The following is a 15,073-nucleotide window of genomic DNA, read 5'->3' as shown; positions in this document are numbered from 1 at the left end:
AAACAGGCAACACAAGAAAAGGGACGCGCACACACCAAGAAAATAGGGAGATAGGAATGCCCGCTGTCACCGGCAAACTTGCGGCCGCGTCACTCGCGCTCGCGCTCATTGCGGCCTCGGCCTCCACTGCATCGGCCCAGAAGAAATACGATACCGGCGCGACCGATACCGAGATCAAGATCGGCAACATCATGCCCTACAGCGGACCGGCCTCCGCCTACGGCATCATCGGACGGACGGAAGCGGCCTATTTCAAGAAGATCAACGACGAAGGCGGCATCAACGGCCGCAAGATCAACTTCATCAGCTACGATGACGCCTACTCGCCGCCGAAGACGGTGGAGCAGGCGCGCAAGCTGGTCGAGAGCGACGAGGTGCTGTTCATCTTCAACTCGCTCGGCACGCCGCCGAACTCCGCGATTCACAAATACATGAACTCGAAGAAGGTGCCGCAGCTCTTCGTCGCGACCGGCGCCACCAAGTGGAACGACCCGAAGGATTTCCCCTGGACCATGGGCTGGCAGCCCAATTACCAGAGCGAGACGCAGATCTACGCGAAATGGCTGCTCAAGAACAAGCCGGATGCCAAGATCGCCGTGCTGTTCCAAAACGACGATTACGGCAAGGATTATCTCAAGGGCCTGAAGGACGGCCTCGGCGCCAAGGCCGCGTCGATGATCGTCATGGAGGAGAGCTACGAGACCTCCGAGCCGACCATCGACAACCACATCGTCAAGCTGAAATCGACCGGCGCCGACGTCTTCATGAACATCACGACGCCGAAATTCGCGGCGCAGGCAATCAAGAAGAATGCCGAGATCGGCTGGAAGCCGCTGCACTTCCTCAACAACGTCTCGGCGTCCGTCGGCAGCGTGCTCAAGCCCGCCGGGTTCGAGAACTCGCAGGACATCATCTCCGCCGACTACCTGAAGGACATTTCGGATCCGGCGTGGAACAGCGATCCCGGCATGAAGGACTTCGTCGCGTTCATGAACAAGTACTTTCCGGACGGCGACAAGCTCGACCACGGCACCATCGTCGGCTACGGCGTGGCGCAGACCCTGGTCCAAGTCCTCAAGCAGTGCGGCGACGATCTCACGCGCGCGAACGTCATGAAGCAGGCCGCCAGCCTGAAGAACTTCCGCACCGAAGTGCTGCTGCCGGGCGTGCAGATCAACACCTCTCCGACCGACTTCGCGCCGATCAGCCAGCTCCAGCTCGAGAAGTTCAAGGGCGACAAGTGGGAGCTGTTCGGTGACGTGATCAGCGCCGACGTCGGCGGCTAACCGCCTGATACCCACGACGATGAAAACCCCCTGCGAACCATCGCAGGGGGTTTTTGCTTGCGCGTCGATTATGATCACGCGATTGCACAATCGAATGATGGTGAAGCCGGCTTACGCTTTGGCGCATGATGCGGTAGGCAGGTGAGCGGCGCGTTTGCCGCCAGTCTTTCCTGTCCGCTCAAGGCCCTTCGTCATGTCCGATCGACGCCCCCTGCTCCGCGCGCTCTACGACGCCGCCGTTGCCGCCGCTCATCCGAGCACGATTCTGGCGCCGCATCTGCGGCCCGCGCCAAGGGGACGCGTGATCTGTCTCGCCGCCGGCAAGGGCGCGGCCGCGATGGCCGCCGCCGCCGAGCGGCATTATCTCGACGCGCTCGGGCTCGCGCCGGAACGTCTCGTCGGCATCGCCACCACGCGACACGGCTACGGCGTGCCGACGCGCCGCATCCGCGTGGTCGAGGCCGGTCATCCCGTGCCTGACGAAGCCGGCCTGAAGGGCGCGGCCGATACGCTCGCGCTCGCAGCCGAGGCCGGGCCCGACGATTTGCTTTTGGTCTTGCTCACCGGCGGCGGCTCCGCGAACTGGATCGCGCCCGTGGACGGCATCAGCTTCGCGCAGAAGCAGGCGGTCAACAAGGCGCTGCTGCGCTCCGGCGCGCCGATCGGCGAGATGAATGTCGTGCGCAAGCATCTGTCGCGGATCAAGGGCGGCCGGCTGGCGCGCGCGGGCAAAAATGCCGCGGAGATCGTGACGCTCGCGATCTCCGACGTGCCGCATGACGACCCCTCGGCGATCGCCTCGGGTCCGACCGTGCCCGATCCGACCACGCTCAATGATGCGCGCGCCATCGTCGGCAAATACAAGCTCGACATCGACGATGCCGTCCGCCGCGCGCTGGACGACCCCGCCAACGAGAGCTGCAAGCCCGGTGACGCAGCGTTCGCGCGCGCGCATTTCGAACTGATCGCACGTCCGAAGCAATCGCTCGACGCTGCGGTGAGGCTCGCGCATGAGGCCGGTTACGAGACGATCGATCTCGGCGCCGACCTCGAAGGCGAGGCCCGCGACGTTGCCGCCGCTCACGCCAGGCTGGCGCTTCAGGCCCGCGCGGAAGGCAAGCGCGTGGCGATCCTCTCCGGCGGCGAGCTCACGGTCACCGTGCGCGGCCAGGGCCGCGGCGGCCCGAACCAGGAATACGCGCTGGCGCTCGCCGGCCTCTTGAAGGACACGCCTGACATCTCCGCGCTCGCCGGCGACACCGACGGCGCCGATGGCGGCGCCGGCCACCCCACCGACCCCGCCGGCGCGCTGATCGACGCGGCGACGTTCGCGAAGATGAGGGCGCAGGGGCTGCAGCCGCAGGCCTATCTCGACAACAACGATGCGACGACGTTCTTCGAGGCGACGGGCGACCTGTTGCTGCCGGGTCCCACGCTGACCAATGTGAACGATATCCGGGTGATCCTGGTCGACTGATCGGGCGGCATCGCCATCCCGCCGGCACCGCGCGCGGTTCGGCGGGACGACATGGTTAACGATCTCTGAATTCTTGTCGGCGTCCTCTTTTCCAGGGGGCGGGCATCGCCGCCCTTAACCTCGCGTTCGCCGCAGTTTCAGGAACATGTCCCGAAACTGGGCGAATTGTTGGGCTGATTCACCACCGCCTGCTCTAATCGCGTCGTTTCGGGGGCAAGGCGCATGGCGGAGAATGATCAGGAGGTCGCAAGCATTGATCCGCTCGTGCTCGGCGAGCTGCTCAAGTGCGCCGCCAATAATCTGTGGCTCGGGATCATCCTGTTCGGCAGCGACCGCAGGGTCATTTTCTGCAATCCGCGCTACCGCGAGATGTACGCGCTCTCGCCCGAGCAGGTGCATCCGGGCACGCCGATCAAGGACCTGATCCAGCATCGGCTCGAACTGGGCCTGAACATCGGCGGAGAAGCCGGCGCCTATGTCCGTGCCCGCACCGAGGGTTCGGTCGTCAGCGAGCAGACGGTTCAGCAGTTCGCCGACGGACGAATCATCGCCTACACCATCCATCCCCTGCCCGACGGCGGCGGCATGGCGACGCACGAGGACATTACAGAGCGCGAAGAGCTCAGTGCGCGGCTACAGGAACGCAATTTCCAGTTCGACATCGCGATCAACAACATGTCGCAGGGACTTTGCTTCTTCAGCGCCGACCACCGGCTGCTGGTCTGCAACACGCACTATATCGAAATGTACGGCCTGCCGCCCGACCGCGTTCGTCCGGGCACGCCGCTCCAGGAGATCCTCGACCTGCGCTTCGAAGCCGGCAGCGTGCCGGCCATGACGCGCGAGGAATACGCCACATGGCGGACCGATGTCGCCACGTCGGCCGAGGCCATGGACAGCATCGTCGAGATGCGGAACGGGCGGACCTTCAAGATCAGGCACCGACCGATGCCCGATCTCGGATGGGTCGCGACCCACGAAGACATCACCGAGCAGCGCAAGGCGGAATTGCAGATCGCGCATATGGCGCACCACGACGCGCTGACGGACCTCGTCAATCGCGCCCTGCTCGGTCAGCGCCTCAAGCAGGCGCTCGAACAGGGCGGGATGTTCGCGATCCACCACATCGATCTCGACAAGTTCAAGGCCGTCAACGACACCCTTGGCCATCAGGCCGGCGACATCCTGCTGCAGGATGTCAGCCGCCGCCTCAAGCAGCTCGCCCGCGACAGCGATACCGTCGCGCGTATGGGTGGCGATGAATTCGTCATCCTCCAGTCGCCGATCTCCGATTCGAGCGAAGCGGACACGCTGGCGCGCGACGTTGTCAGCACGCTGAGTGCTCCGTTCGGGCTCGACGGACACCAGGCTATTGTGGGCGCGAGCATCGGGATCGCCATTGCGCCCGGCGACGGCTCGACGCCCGAGCAACTCCTGCACAATGCCGATCTAGCCCTGTATCGCGCGAAAAGCGACGGCCGCGGCATGCACTGCTTCTTCGAACCGGCCATGGGCGAAGAGGCGCAAAGCCGCCGCGCGCTGGAGCAGGACCTGCACAACGGCCTTGCCGCCGGCGAGTTCGAACTGCACTACCAGCCGGTCGTGAAGACCGACGGCGGCGAGATCAGCGGCTTCGAAGCCTTGATCCGCTGGCGACATCCACGACGCGGACTGGTCGCGCCGAACAGCTTTATCCCGCTTGCGGAAGAGATCGGCCTGATCGTGCCGATCGGTGAGTGGGTGATCCGGCAGGCCTGTGCCACTGCAAGCCGGTGGCCGAGCCATTTGCATGTCGCCGTCAATATCTCGGCGGTGCAATTCCGCCAGCCGGGCCTGACCGAGGTGATCGTCGGCACCCTGGCGGCCTCCGGCCTCGATCCGCGGCGGCTGGAGATCGAGATCACGGAAAGCGTTTTGCTGCAGGACAGGCATGGGACGCTGACGACGCTGCACCAGCTCCGGGCGCTCGGCATCAAGGTCGCCATGGACGATTTCGGCACCGGTTATTCGTCACTGACCTATCTGCAATGCTTCCCCTTCGACAAGATCAAGATCGACCGGTCGTTCGTCAGCGGCGTGGAAAACAATGCGGCATCCCTCAGCATCGTGCGCGCGGTGGCGGCGCTGGCGCGCGGGATGGGCATGACGACGACGGCGGAGGGCGTGGAGACCGCGGAGCAAAGGGACCGGATCGCAGCGGAGGGCTGCACTGAAATGCAGGGCTATCTGTTCAGCCCGCCCTTGCCCGCCGTGGAAATCGAGCGCCGTTTCCTGTCCGCGGAAGCACCTGCCATGCCCGACCGGTTCGCTGCGGCGTAACCGCCGCCAGCCCGCCCGCGCTTCCGGGTTTGATGCCCGGTCGCCGGGGTAATCAACCGTCAAAACTCGTTGGCGATCTTCGAGAGCATCCCGAGCAGGGCTGCGCGGTTGGACGGCCCGAGCACCTCGTTCAGCCGCGCCTCGTGCTTGGTGGCGACGAGCTTCTTGGCGCGGGCCAGCACGGCCTTGCCCTTATCGGTCAGCACCAGGATGTGCGAGCGGCGGTCGTTGGTGGAGCGGATCCGCGCGCAAAGGTCGCGGCTCTCGAGATTGTCGAGCATCGCCACGAAGTTCGGGCGCAGGATGCCGAGGGTGGAGGCGATCTCGGTCTGGTTACGGCCGGGGTTTTTCTCGACCAGCAGCAGCACGGAGAACTGCGCCGGCGTGAGCTGGAGCGAGGCCATGCAGCGCAGGAAGTTCTCGAACACCTTGAGCTGTGCCCGCTTCAGGACATAGCCGAGCTGCTCCGAGAGCTCGCCGAGCTGGAGGGCTTCGCCAGGCCCGTCGGCCGCGTCCTTGCGGCCCTTGGCGGTCTCGGCGGGTTTTTCAGAGGACTTTTCAGCGGTTTTGGAAACGGTCATCGCCTCATGCTCGCAATCCCGTTAAGTTCGGGAGGATCGTTCGCCACTCTTGATGTTATATTTGATAATTGTTATGGACCATACCAAATATCGTCAGCGCTGTTCAATGGCTGTGAGCGGACCGTCCACCACAATCAGGGGACCGGTCCTGAATCTTTGAGGGGGAGCGTCCGGTCTTGAATACCACCATCATGCTGTTCCTGCTGCAGGACGGCATCACCAATGGCGCGATTTATGCGCTGCTCGGCCTGGCGCTGGTGCTGGTGTTCGCCGTCACCCGCGTCATCCTCATCCCGCAGGGCGAATTCGTCACCTATGGCGCGCTGACCTATGCCTCGCTGGCCGCGGGCCAGATGCCGGGTACGGCGAAACTCGCGCTCGCCCTGGGCCTTGGCGCCTTCGCGTTCGACCTGTTCGCCGCGCGCAAGGCGTTGCACGGGCGCCTGGTGCTGCGCAGCATCCTGACCAACATCGTGCTGCCGGCCATCGTGCTGGCGCTGACTGTCTACTACACCGCTCAGAAGCCGCCGGTTGCGGTCTGCATCGCGCTGTCGCTGGTGATCGTGGCGATGATCGGCCTGTTTCTCTACCGCATCGCATTCCAGCCGCTGGCGCACACTTCGGTGCTGGTGCTGCTGATCGCCTCGGTGGGCGTCCACCTCGCACTTCAGGGTTTGGGCCTATTGTTCTTCGGCGCCGAAGGTCAGCGCGGACCTGCCGTACTGTCGGGATCTTTCACCACCGGCGCGCTGCGCTTCACAGGCCAGAGCATCACGGTCTACGGCATTACCATCGCCTTCATCGTCGGGCTGTGGCTGTTCTTCGGGCTGACACTCTACGGCAAGGCGCTGCGCGCGACCGCCGTGAACCGGCTCGGTGCCCGGCTCGTCGGCATCCGCACCACGCTATCCGGGCAGATCGCCTTCCTACTGGCGTCCGTCATCGGCGCACTGTCGGGCATCATGATCGTGCCGATCACGACGCTCTATTACGACTCGGGCTTCCTGATCGGCCTGAAGGGCTTTGTCGCCGCGATCATCGGCGGGCTTGTCAGCTACCCCCTCACCGCGGTCGCGGCGCTGGTCGTCGGCATCGTCGAGGCGTTCTCGTCCTTCTATGCCTCCAACTACAAGGAGGTGATCGTTTTCATGCTCTTGATTCCCGTGCTGCTGCTGCGATCGCTCGCAGCGCCTGCGGTCGAGGAAGAGAAGGACTGACGCCAAGATGCAGAGCCGGCTCCCCATCCTCATCTTCGCGCTGATTATGGCGGCGATCCCCTTTGTTCCGGGCATGCCCCCGTTCTGGATCGTGCTGCTCGACAATGTCGGCCTCACCGCCCTGGTCGCGATGGGCCTCGTGCTGCTGACCGGCGTCGGCGGCCTGACCTCGTTCGGACAAGCGGCCTTCGTTGGCTTCGGCGCCTACACCACCGCGGTGCTGTCAACGACCTACGGCATGTCGCCCTGGCTAACGCTCCCATTGTCGCTGCTGGTCAGCGGATTGCTGGCGGTGCTGCTCGGCCTCGTCACGGTCCGTCTCTCCGGCCATTATCTGCCGCTCGGCACGCTCGCCTGGGGGCTCGGCTTGTTCTATCTCTTCAGCAAGCTCGAATTCCTGGGAAGAAACGACGGCATCTCGGCGATCCCGCCGCTGTCGATCGGCTCGTTCAAAATGCTCTCGCCCGGCTCGATCTACTACGCGATCTGGGTTGCCGTGATCCTCTCGGCGCTGCTCACGATGAACCTGCTGGACTCCCGCACCGGCCGCGCCATCCGCGCACTCCGGCGCGGCCATGTCGCGGCCGAGGCGTTCGGCGTGCACACGCCGCGGGCGAAAATGCTGGTGTTCATCCATGCCGCCGTGCTCGCCGGCCTCTCCGGCTGGCTTTACGCCCATCTTCAGCGCGCGGTGAACCCGACGCCGTTCGGCGCGCAGGCCGGCATCGAGTATCTCTTCATCGCCGTGGTCGGCGGCGCCGGCTATGTCTGGGGTGGCGTCCTGGGCGCAGCGCTCGTCGTGGTCCTCAAGGAAGTGCTGCAGAGCTATCTGCCGCTGATCCTGCCCGGCTCCGGCCAGGTCGAGACCATCGTGTTCGGCATCATGCTGGTGGCGCTGCTTCAGCTCGCACCCGGCGGCGTCTGGCCCTGGCTGATGTCGTTCCTGCCCCAGCGCACCGGTGGCAAAAAGCCGGACACCTCGCTCAAGCTGGAGCAGCGCACCCGCTCCCCCGGCCAATCCAGCGTCCTGCTTCAGGTCGAGAAGGCCCGGAAGCAATTTGGCGGCGTGGTCGCGGTGAACAACGTCTCCTTCGACGTCCTGGCTCGCGAGATCGTCGCGCTGATCGGCCCCAACGGCGCCGGCAAGAGCACCACCTTCAACCTGATCACCGGCGTGCTGTCGGCCACCTCAGGCTCGATCTCCGTGCTCGGCAACAAGGTCGACAGGGCACCGCCGCAGGAGATCGTCAAGCTCGGCATCTCCCGCACCTTCCAGCACGTCAAGCTGGTGCCTGACATGACCGTGCTGGAAAACGTCGCGATCGGCGCGCATCTGCGCGGCCATTCGGGGCCGATCTCCTCGATGCTGCGGCTCGACCGCACTGATGAGGCAAAGCTGCTCGCCGAAGCCGCCCGCCAGATCGAGCGGGTCGGACTTGGCGAGCAGATGCATCAGCTCGCAGGCTCGCTTTCGCTGGGACAGCAACGGATCGTCGAGATCGCCCGTGCGTTGTGCGTCGATCCGATGCTGCTGCTGCTCGACGAGCCGGCCGCCGGCCTGCGCCACATGGAGAAGCAGCGGCTCGCGAGCCTCCTGCGGGAGCTGCGCGACGGCGGCATGAGCGTGCTGCTTGTCGAGCACGACATGGGCTTCGTCATGAACCTCGCCGACCGCATCGTGGTGCTCGATTTCGGCACCAAGATCGCGGAAGGAACGCCGGCCACGATCAAGACCAATCCCGAAGTGATCAAGGCCTATCTCGGAGTGGCGGCATGAGCGCGCTGTTGTCCGTCGCCGACGCCCATGTCGCCTATGGCAAGGTCGAGGCCGTGCGCTCGGTCTCGCTCGAAGTCGGCCAGAACCAGATCGTCACCATCGTCGGCGCCAATGGCGCCGGCAAGACCACGCTGCTCTCCGCGATCATGGGCATCTTTCCGCTGAAGGGGCGCGTGGCATTCGCAGGTCAGGATCTGTCGCGACTCGACATCGAGGACCGCGTCGCCATGGGACTTGGCCTCGTTCCCGAGCACCGCGAATTGTTCGTGACCATGAATGTCGAGGACAATCTCGAGTTGGGGGCCTTCCGCATCGAGAGAAGCAAGGCGAAAGCCTCGATGGAGCGGGTCTACGCGCTGTTTCCGCGGCTCAAGGAACGGCGCAAGCAGCTCGCCGGCACGCTCTCCGGCGGCGAGCAGCAGATGCTCGCAATGGGCCGCGCCCTGATGGGCGAGCCCAAGCTCCTGATGCTGGACGAGCCGAGCCTCGGCCTCGCCCCGATCATCGTCGCCGACATTTTCCGCATCGTCACCGAACTGCGCGCCGCCGGCGTCTCCGTACTGCTGGTCGAGCAGAACGCGCAGGCCGCATTGAAGATCGCGGATCAGGCCTATGTCATGGAGCTCGGCGAGTTCGTGCTCAGCGGTAAGGCCAGCGACATTGCGGCGAACGAGCGCGTCGCCGCCAGCTATCTCGGCTTCCAGCACGAAGGCGCGAGCGGGCTGTAAGTTCGAGAAATTGCTGACGCCGCACGCGCTGTCTTCTTCCCTTCTCCCCTTGCGGGAGAAGGTGGCGCGAAGCGCCGGATGAGGGGTATCTATCTAAACGGAAAGTGCTTCATTCGTGGAGAGAGACCCCTCACCCGTCTCGTCGCTCCGCGACGAGCCACCCTCTCCCGCAAGGGGAGAGGGTGCACGCCGCAAATCGCTCTAGCTTTCATTGGCAGGTAAGCTCAACTCGCGGCCTTCTCCCCCTTCAGCGCCGCGACCTCCGCCTCCAGCTCCATGATTTTCGCATCTCTTGCCGCCAGCGCCGCTGCCACATCCGTCGCGTCGAACTTCTGCGGGATGTGCTGCGGGCAGTTCGTGTCCCACGCTTCGATCTTGAACAGGATCACCTGCTCCGGCCGGGCGCGGTAGCCTTTCGGCATCAGCGATGCCGTCAGCGCCTCGTCGTCTTCGACCACCCGCGCCTCGCCCCAGATCTTCACCCGGCGGCGATGGGCGTAGTCCATCACGAAGATGTAGGCCTTGGGATTTTCGGACAGATTTCCCTGCGTGATGTATTGCCGATTGCCGGCATAGTCCGTGAAAGCCAGCGTCTGCTTGTCCAGCACTTTCAAGAAGCCCTTCGGGCCGCCGCGATGCTGGATGTAGGGCTGTCCGTCGGCCGAGGCCGTGGCAAGATAAAAGCTGTTGGCGTCGGCCAGGAACGCCGCGAGGTTTTCATCGACCTCGGTGCGCCAGCCGCGCTGCTCGGCATGCGCATAGCCTTCGCGGGATCCCTTTCGGGTCTGGATCGACTTCACCGCCGGCGTGAATGCGACGTCGCTGGCATAGGTGTGAGTTGCCGTCATCGGACCATCTCCTGAAATCCCGGCGCATCCCTGCGTCTTCGCCACCTAAAATGGACTTTTCGCCGGCTAAAACAATCGGCCCGCTTGACACTTCATCATTGCGGTATATGCAACAATACCATGGATCGCCTCGAGGCCATGCATGTTTTCGTCACCGTCGCTGACCTGCACGGCTTCGCGCCGGCGGCACGAAAACTGCGGTTGTCCCCCTCCGCGGTGACGCGGCTGATCGCGGCGCTGGAGGAGCATCTCGGCGCGCGCCTGTTGCAGCGGACCACCCGTCAAGTGACCCTGACCGACGTCGGCACGCGCTATCTGGAGCGTGCGCGTCGCATCCTGGCCGATGTCGAGGAGGCCGACGGCTCGGCACGGGAGGAGCGCAACCGGCCGAGCGGGCGGCTGGTGGTGTCGGCGCCGGTCGGCTTCGGCCGGCTCCATGTCGGGTCTGTCATGACCGCCTACCTCAAACGCTATCCCGAGGTCGCCTGCGAATTGCGGCTGTCGGACAACCTCGTCAATCTCGTGGAAGATGCCGTCGACGTCGCGGTGCGGATCGGCCATCTCGCCGACTCCTCGCTCGTGGCGCGCCAGGTCGGCGAGATGCGTCGGATCGTGGTGGCGACGCCAGGCTATCTGAAGCGCCATGGCGAACCGAAGACGCCGGAGGCACTGCTTACGCACCAGACCATCGCGTTCGGTCTATCCGCGAACTGGCGCTTCGTGCAGGACGGCCGCGACATCGAGGTGGCGCCGAATCCACGCTTCGCCAGCAACAGCGCCGACGCCGCCCTGCAATATGCCGAGGCCGGCGGCGGCGTGACCCGGGTGCTGGCCTATCAGGCCGCCGAGGGCTTGCGGCGCGGGCGGCTCAGAATCGTGTTGGCGAAATACGAGCAGCCGGCGCTGCCGATCCACATCGTCTACCCGACCTCGCGCCTGCTCTCCGCCAAGGTGCGCGCCTTCGTCGATCTCGTGGTGCAGATCGCGGAGTGGAAATTCGGGTAACAACTGTCATTCCGGGGCGGTCCGCAGGACCGAGCCCGGAATCTCGAGATTCCGGGCTCTCGCTTCGCGAGCCCCGGAATGACGACTACCCCTTTTTCGGCACGACGCGAAAGGTGCCGCTGGCGCGCGCGATCACGGCGCCGTCGGCCTTCGCGAGGCACTGCGCGAAACAGATCGTGCTGCCGGTCTTGATCGCCTCACCCTCGACCGCGAGCCATTGGCCAATCTCGCCGGCGCCGACATAGTCGACCGACAGCGAGATCGTGACCAACGAGGTGGTCCAGCCGGTCGCCTGCGCGCAGCTGTAGCCCATGGCGGCATCGGCCAGCGCCGCGATCAGGCCGCCATGGATCAGCCCGCGCGCATTGGTGTGCGGTGTCGCCAGCCGCAATCCCACGGTGACGCCGTTGTCGGTCTTCCTGGAGTAGAGCGGCTCCCACGGATCGGTGAGCGGGGCTTTGCGGAAATGCGGCTCGAAGCCGGCGGGAATGTCGGTGCTGGTCATGTCTGTCTCGCGTTGGTGGCTGGCGCCATTGAACGCGAGGGACGTGACGGTTGCACCACCTACAAAGTTTTAAACGGAATTTGCGCGGGTGTTTGAAAGGAGTGGCGCCGACGCGAGCACTCGTAGGGTGGGCAAAGGTGCGCAGCGCCGTGCCCACCATCTCGCGCGAAGACAACGCTGGTGGGCACGCTTCGCTTTGCCCACCCTACAGCACCGTCCTAAAACGGCAGCCCCACATAGTTCTCCGACAGTGATGTCATCGCGGCTTGGGACTGCGTGACGTAGTCGAGCTCGGCGAGCTGGATGCGCGCCCCAATCGTACCGGTGTCCGGAAATTTGTGCAGCATCGAGGTCATCCACCAGGAGAACCGCACGGCTTTCCAGACCCGCGCCAGTGCCTTCGCCGAATAGGCGTCAATGCCGGCGCTGGATTTTTCGTCGTAGAACTCGCGAAATGCGCTCGACAGATAATGCGCATCGCTCGCGGCCAGATTCAGCCCCTTGGCGCCGGTCGGCGGCACGATATGGGCGGCATCACCGCACAGGAACAACTTGCCGAAACGCATCGGCTCGGCGACGAAGCTGCGCAGCGGCGCGATGCTCTTCTCGATCGAGGGGCCCGTGATCAGGCTGTCGGCGGCGTCCTGGTCGAGGCGGCGCTTGAGCTCGTCCCAGAATCGATCGTCCGGCCACTGGTCGACATGGTCGTCGAGCGCGCACTGCACATAGTAGCGGCTGCGCCTGGTCGAACGCATGGTGCACAGCGCAAAGCCGCGGGCGTGGTTGGAATAGATCAGCTCGTGGCTGACCGGCGGCGTCTCGGAGAGGATGCCGAGCCAGCCGAACGGATAGATGCGCTCGAACTCCTCGATGGCCGAAGCCGGAACGCTGGCGCGGCTGACGCCGTGAAACCCGTCGCAGCCGGCGACGAAGTCGCAATCGATCGTGTGGGTGACGCCATCTTTCATGTAGGTTACGCGCGGGTGACCGCCGTCGAAATCGTGCGGTTGTACGTCCTTGGCCTCGTAGACCGAGGTGAGACCGGCGGCGTTGCGCGCATCCATCAGGTCGAGCGTGACCTCGGTCTGGCCGTAGATCATGACCGTCTTGCCGGTCGCAGCCTTCATGTCGATGCGGTGCCGGCGCCCCGAGAAGGCGAGCTCGATCCCTTCATGCACCAGCCCTTCGGCATGCGCCCGTGCGCCGGCGCCGATCTGGTCGAGCAGCGCGACGGTTCCCTCCTCCAGCAGTCCGGCACGGATGCGGCCGAGCACATAGTCCGGGCTCTGCCGCTCCAGAATGACATTGTCGATGCCGTAACGGTGCAGCAGTTGCCCAAGCAACAATCCAGCCGGGCCTGCCCCGATGATTGCGACTTTTGTCCGCAATACTTGCTCCTCCCGATCCTGTAGGCTTTCCGCGCGGCTTGCTTGTCGCAGCCGTCCGCGCGCGATAATTATATCATATAACGGTTGGGTAAAAAGGGAGTGCGCGACGGCACGCCGCGCCAGTTCCGGCTTGAACGCGCCGGCCAATTAGATAACATGTTAATTAACGAGACCGGGCCATCGAAGCCCGCCGTCAAAAGAGGGAGAGACGCGTGATGAGGAAAGCCTGTCTGGCGTTGCTGCTGGCAGCAAGCGTGAGCCCTGCGCTCGCGCAGGACAAGACCTTCGATTTGAAGATCTCGCACTGGGTGCCGGCCTCGCATCCACTGCAGAAATCGCTCGAGGACTGGGCCGCCGCGGTCGAGAAGGATTCCGGCGGCACCATCAAGGGCAAGGTGTTCCCGGCCCAGCAGATGGGCAAGGCGTTCGACCATTACGACATGGCGCGCGACGGCATCGCCGACGTCACCTATGTCAATCCCGGCTACCAGCCCGGCCGTTTCCCGATCATCGGCGCCGGCGAATTGCCGTTCCTGATCTCGGATGCCAAGGGCGGCTCGATGGGGCTGGATGCGTGGTATCGCAAATACGCCGAGAAGGAGATGAAGGACGTCAAGTACTGCCTCGCCTTCGTCCATTCGCCCTCTTCCTTCCACTCCCGCACCAAGAAGATCGTGATGCCGGAGGACGTGAAGGGCCTGAAGATCCGCCCCGCCCACGCTACCATGGCGAATTTCGTCACCTCGCTCGGCGGCACCAATGTGCAGTCCTCCGCGCCAGAAGTGCGCGATATCATCGAGCGCGGCGTCGCCGACGGAGTCACCTTCCCCTGGGGTTCGCTGGTGCTGTTCGGCATCGACAAGGTGACCAAGTACGACATGGAGGCGCCGCTCTACACCACGACCTTCGTGTTCGTGATGAACAAGGACAAGTACAATGCGATGTCCGACAAGCAGAAGGCCGCGATCGACAAGAATTGCACGGTCGAGATGGCCGGTGTGGTCGGCGAGCACTGGGGCAAGTTCGAGGATGCCGGCATCGACAAGGTCAAGGCGGAAACCAGCCACGAGGTCTACAAGCTGACGCCCGAGCAGACCGCCGCCTGGAAGAAGGCTGCCGAGCCGCTGGTGAAGACCTGGGCCGACGGCGCAAAGAAGGCCGGCGCGGATCCGGATGCGGCGCTTAGCGAGCTGAAGGCCTCGCTGAAGAAGTACAACGCGCTGGCGGAGTGACGCTGAATCGGAGCCGCAGACTCGCTGCACCTCTCCCGCTTGCAGGGGAGGTCGGCGCGAAGCGCCGGGTGGGGGCTCTCTCCACTCGGGGTCCGTTCATTGCGGCGACACCCCCACCCCAGCCCTCCCCCGCAAGTGGGAGAGGGAGTGCAGCATCGCTGTTGATGCAACTCGCACTCATCTCGAGCAGGAAGCTCCCATGAAGCGCAGCTGGATGGATCGCGTTATCGATTCGATCGAGTGGATCGCAGCCGCCTTCGTCGGCATTGTCGCACTCGACATCTTCCTGTCGGTGCTGCTGCGCAACACGCTGAACTATTCGATCCCCGACAGTTTCGACATCGGCCGCATGCTGCTCGGCATCCTCATCTTCTGGGGCATCGCCGCGACCTCCTATCGCGGCACCCACATCACGGTCGATCTGGTCTGGGGCAATGTCGGGCCGCGCTACCAGCGCTGGATCGACGTGTTCGCGACACTGGTGCTGCTGTTCGTCGTGACGGTGCAGACCTGGACGCTGTTCGACAAGGTCCGCGGCACCTACAACGACAACGTCCAGACCTTCGACATGCACATGCCGACCTGGCCGTTCTTCGCGATCGCCTGGATCGGCGACGTCTCCGCCGTGCTGCTGATCGCGATCCGCACCTACCGGTTGATCTTCCATCCCGAAGAGATGCACGACCCCAAGCTGAAGGCGACGGAGTAAT

General features: G+C 64.5%; 13 protein-coding genes. 9 read left to right on the top strand and 4 right to left on the bottom strand.

All coding sequences use genetic code 11. The annotated features are described in order from the left end of the window. Nucleotides 1–56 precede the first annotated feature (56 nt). The 3 genes from ABIB91_RS05065 to ABIB91_RS05055 all read left to right on the top strand — a co-directional run bounded on the left by ABIB91_RS05065 (nt 57) and on the right by ABIB91_RS05055 (nt 5,082). Nucleotides 57–1,286: an ABC transporter substrate-binding protein gene (locus tag ABIB91_RS05065; RefSeq protein ID WP_007599704.1), complete on the top strand. Its 1,230-nt coding sequence runs from the start codon at nt 57–59 to the stop codon at nt 1,284–1,286. Nucleotides 1,287–1,479: 193 nt separating this feature from the next. Then, nucleotides 1,480–2,763 (top strand): glycerate kinase type-2 family protein, encoded by a 1,284-nt coding sequence (locus tag ABIB91_RS05060; protein ID WP_354159511.1) that lies wholly within the window; start codon nt 1,480–1,482, stop codon nt 2,761–2,763. A gap of 222 nt (nt 2,764–2,985) precedes the next feature. Continuing rightward, nucleotides 2,986–5,082: a putative bifunctional diguanylate cyclase/phosphodiesterase gene (locus ABIB91_RS05055; protein ID WP_354159513.1), complete on the top strand. Its 2,097-nt coding sequence runs from the start codon at nt 2,986–2,988 to the stop codon at nt 5,080–5,082. Nucleotides 5,083–5,141: 59 nt separating this feature from the next. Here the strand turns inward: ABIB91_RS05055 and ABIB91_RS05050 are convergent, their stop codons facing one another. Next, entirely contained in the window at nt 5,142–5,663 is a 522-nt protein-coding gene (locus ABIB91_RS05050; RefSeq protein WP_219682933.1) for a MarR family winged helix-turn-helix transcriptional regulator, read from the bottom strand. A gap of 176 nt (nt 5,664–5,839) precedes the next feature. On the opposite strand from ABIB91_RS05050, the gene ABIB91_RS05045 reads away from it, so the two are divergent. From ABIB91_RS05045 to ABIB91_RS05035, 3 genes are read left to right on the top strand one after another with little or no spacing between them, the layout of a single operon-like run. After that, a complete protein-coding gene (locus ABIB91_RS05045; RefSeq protein WP_007599693.1) occupies nt 5,840–6,880 on the top strand; it encodes a branched-chain amino acid ABC transporter permease in 1,041 nt (346 codons plus the stop codon). Nucleotides 6,881–6,887: 7 nt separating this feature from the next. Next, nucleotides 6,888–8,657: a branched-chain amino acid ABC transporter ATP-binding protein/permease gene (locus ABIB91_RS05040; protein ID WP_007599692.1), complete on the top strand. Its 1,770-nt coding sequence runs from the start codon at nt 6,888–6,890 to the stop codon at nt 8,655–8,657. Continuing rightward, the gene (locus ABIB91_RS05035) at nt 8,654–9,385 is read left to right on the top strand and encodes an ABC transporter ATP-binding protein (protein WP_354159516.1); all 732 of its coding nucleotides are present in this window, start codon (nt 8,654–8,656) and stop codon (nt 9,383–9,385) included. Before ABIB91_RS05040 ends, ABIB91_RS05035 begins: the two co-directional genes overlap by 4 nt. 224 nt (nt 9,386–9,609) lie before the next feature. Here the strand turns inward: ABIB91_RS05035 and ABIB91_RS05030 are convergent, their stop codons facing one another. Further along, complete coding sequence (locus ABIB91_RS05030; protein ID WP_354159518.1) at nt 9,610–10,233, bottom strand: pyridoxamine 5'-phosphate oxidase family protein; 624 nt, start codon at nt 10,231–10,233, stop codon at nt 9,610–9,612. 120 nt (nt 10,234–10,353) lie between these two features. Here ABIB91_RS05030 and ABIB91_RS05025 point away from each other — a divergent pair, with 120 nt between their 5' ends. Continuing rightward, nucleotides 10,354–11,238: a LysR family transcriptional regulator gene (locus tag ABIB91_RS05025; RefSeq protein WP_354159520.1), complete on the top strand. Its 885-nt coding sequence runs from the start codon at nt 10,354–10,356 to the stop codon at nt 11,236–11,238. A gap of 85 nt (nt 11,239–11,323) precedes the next feature. Here ABIB91_RS05025 and ABIB91_RS05020 read toward each other — a convergent pair whose 3' ends face one another. After that, on the bottom strand, nt 11,324–11,743 hold the full coding sequence (locus ABIB91_RS05020) for a PaaI family thioesterase (protein WP_007599679.1): 420 nt from the start codon (nt 11,741–11,743) through the stop codon (nt 11,324–11,326). Nucleotides 11,744–11,961: 218 nt separating this feature from the next. After that, complete coding sequence (gene pobA, locus ABIB91_RS05015; RefSeq protein WP_354159522.1) at nt 11,962–13,131, bottom strand: 4-hydroxybenzoate 3-monooxygenase; 1,170 nt, start codon at nt 13,129–13,131, stop codon at nt 11,962–11,964. A gap of 215 nt (nt 13,132–13,346) precedes the next feature. Between pobA and ABIB91_RS05010 the strand changes: the two genes are divergently transcribed. Next, a complete protein-coding gene (locus ABIB91_RS05010) occupies nt 13,347–14,363 on the top strand; it encodes a TRAP transporter substrate-binding protein (protein ID WP_354159983.1) in 1,017 nt (338 codons plus the stop codon). A 199-nt stretch (nt 14,364–14,562) separates the two neighbouring features. After that, nucleotides 14,563–15,072 (top strand): TRAP transporter small permease, encoded by a 510-nt coding sequence (locus ABIB91_RS05005; RefSeq protein WP_007605289.1) that lies wholly within the window; start codon nt 14,563–14,565, stop codon nt 15,070–15,072. Nucleotide 15,073: the final 1 nt, after the last annotated feature.

This window comes from Bradyrhizobium sp. JR4.3, from assembly GCF_040547695.1.
Lineage (GTDB): Bacteria > Pseudomonadota > Alphaproteobacteria > Rhizobiales > Xanthobacteraceae > Bradyrhizobium > Bradyrhizobium canariense.
The sequence above is the reverse complement of the archived record's forward strand: the minus strand, read 5'-3'. Positions and strand labels throughout refer to the sequence as shown.